Raw genomic sequence first — 2,659 nt, forward strand, 5'->3', positions numbered from 1 at the left:
AATCCACCTCAAGGCCGGGCAGAAACTGGTCATCGAAGCCGGCATGGAACTGACCGTCCAGGCCGGCGGCAGCTTCATCAAACTCGACCCCAGCGGCATCACCGTCTCCGGCCCCCTGGCCAAGCTCAACGCCGGCGGCTCGCCGGGCAAGGGCAGCGGCATCGCCATCAAGCCCCCTACCCCACCGGGCGCGGCGGATGCGGACAAGGCGGGGAATCTGCTGGATCGGGCGCTAGGAAACATGCCCGTCGCATCGGAGATGCCCATCAAGGATTACCCGTTCTCTCTCTAAGAACGGGACGGACACAAGGACTGGATACTCATCATGCTGATCAGCCCTCCTTTCATTCCCAGCCAAGTGGCCGGGGAAAACGACGACGCTTTCATCAACCGCGCCATGCAGGGCGGAATCCCCGGAGACGGAGGTTTCCCCTTGAGCTTCGATTTGAACTGGCACGGCGGCGCTCACCTGACTGCCCCGCAGGAAGGAACCACGACCCTCCCCGTCAGAGCCATAGCCGACGGCACCCTGGTTTACTTTCGCCAACCGACGAATGAAGCCTCTGCCCCTGCAGACCATGGTCTGCGCTACCGTAACCAATGGACCGACAACGGCTGTATCGTGCTCAAGCATGAAACGGAGATCGGCGAGGGAACACGCGCCTCGGTGGTGTTCTTTTCCGTCTACATGCACCTTTCGAAAATCACTCTCGCCAACCCCACCAAAGGGGCAAAGGTCTACCGCAAGGATGAACTGGGCGAGGCGGGGCAAATCTACGGCCAGAATCACCGTATTCATTTCGAAATCATTGCCGACCAGAGCCATATCGCGAATCTCGTGGGGCGCAGCGAGCGCTTGCTCGACCATCAGTCCGGCAGTGGCAGAACCGATAGCTGCTGGGGAGACATGTACTTCTTCATTCCCCCCGAGGTACTCATCTACGAAGCCGCCCCCGCTAACCGGCTACAAAGCGAGAACAGCACCCCAATTGCCTATCGCTGCCCTGCCATGCCTGCCGGCGCACCTCCCGTCGTGAAAGGTGGCTCGGCCGAAAATGGCGCACAAGCGGAACCCACCCCACAGGTCCAAGGCTATGAATGGGCCATCGCCCAGCAACTACAGGAAGGCATCTTCGTACGCATGCGCTACGAGCACGGCCAATGCACGCTGACCTCCTTCCTCGTTTCGGGAGAAGAAATCGGCACTCATCAGGAAGAGGCCGATTACGAGTACAACCTGTACAGGACCGCAACCAATCTCTATCCGCAGCGTCCCAGTGCCGGCTATGAACTGCTTCGCTTCGGACGAGTATTGGGGCCGGATACCTTGCAACCCGCCGGGGCGGCTCATTGGCGCCAGATAGCACTGCCTGCCCGTTCAGGAGGACAGCCAGGAACGGGCTGGGTAAATCTCAACGCCACCACCGTCACGAAGTTCAGCGATGCGGACTTCCCCCATTGGCAAGGCTGGCAACTGATCGACGACGACACGGACTCGGACAGCCATTGCCAGTCCCCTCTGATAAGAGGGTTGTTGCGTCTGGACGACGGCAAGGTGGTTTCCGACCAGGTAGATGCCGTCTCCATCGCACTATCACCCGCCTATGCCAGCATGACGGAAGAAGAAAAGCTCAACCTGTCGGGGCGCTACGAACAGGAACGCCAGCGCAATGAGGCCGCACTGAGCAACCCTGATATGCAGCGGCAGATAAAGCGCTTCATCTGCAAATTCCCGACCGAATGGACCAAGAACGACTTCGATACCCGATATGGCTGGCTTCGCAAGGTATCCCCGAACGGCCCGCTGTCCGAAGAGAGCTACAATCGTCTACGCAAACATCATCAAGAGTTGGCATTTTGGGAAGATGCGGCACTGGAGGGAATTGAGGCCAAGCATTGGCATTTTCCGCCGAAAGAATTCATCCAATTATTCAGAAAATGTTTCTGGTTATCACTAGATGAATTCGCACTCTCCTTACCTCGATACCCGTACTACCACAACACTAATAGCGTATTTACCGCTCAAACCACTGGATCAGCAAATATTTATCAAGTATCCCGTGAGCAAGCACGCGCACGACTAACCAACTATTCAACACCCCTGAACAAGACAATTCAGAAATACTGCATTAGCAATACGAAGCGATTATCACACTTTCTTGCCCAAGCGCTACTGGAAACGGACCGCTGGAAGGTGATGTATGAATATGGCCGCGGAAGCTCCAACCCTCATATTCCCATGGCCCAATATTACGCAGCCTTTTATGGACGCGGAATGATGCAATTAACTTGGGCAGGAAACTACGAGTCTTATGGTAAGTATCGAGCTTATCCTCAGTCAGCAGCTTATTCCGATGCGCGTATTCACGTCAATTCCACGCACTATTGGTCAGACCCTACCCAGAGAGACAACCATGGCAACATCATTGCTGTTGTCGGTACTCCACATAGATGGTCTCCAAGATTCGACCCTAGTGTCTTAGAGAATGAACCATACAGCGCTACTGACAGCGGCGGCTTCTTTTGGGTTTGGACGCCTATTGGCGGAGGAAGTAGCAATTTATTAACCCGGCAATCAAATACAAGATATAATGGCGCATGAAAAAAAGAATTGATGCCCGAAAACTACCCAGAGATGCCCAAGACGAGATGCGTCGTC

At 55.5% G+C, this 2,659-nt stretch carries 1 protein-coding gene and 1 pseudogene; both read left to right on the top strand.

Going from position 1 to position 2,659, the window contains the following annotated elements; all coding sequences use genetic code 11:
- Positions 1–292, top strand: a pseudogene (locus BZL41_RS13735) (DUF2345 domain-containing protein); the annotation flags it as partial.
- Between the two features lie 33 nt (positions 293–325).
- A complete protein-coding gene (locus BZL41_RS13740; RefSeq protein ID WP_095599816.1) occupies positions 326–2,602 on the top strand; it encodes a M23 family metallopeptidase in 2,277 nt (758 codons plus the stop codon).
- The last annotated feature ends 57 nt before the right edge of the window (positions 2,603–2,659 follow it).

The sequence above is a fragment of the Pseudomonas sp. PIC25 genome (assembly GCF_002286785.1).
GTDB lineage: Bacteria > Pseudomonadota > Gammaproteobacteria > Pseudomonadales > Pseudomonadaceae > Pseudomonas_M.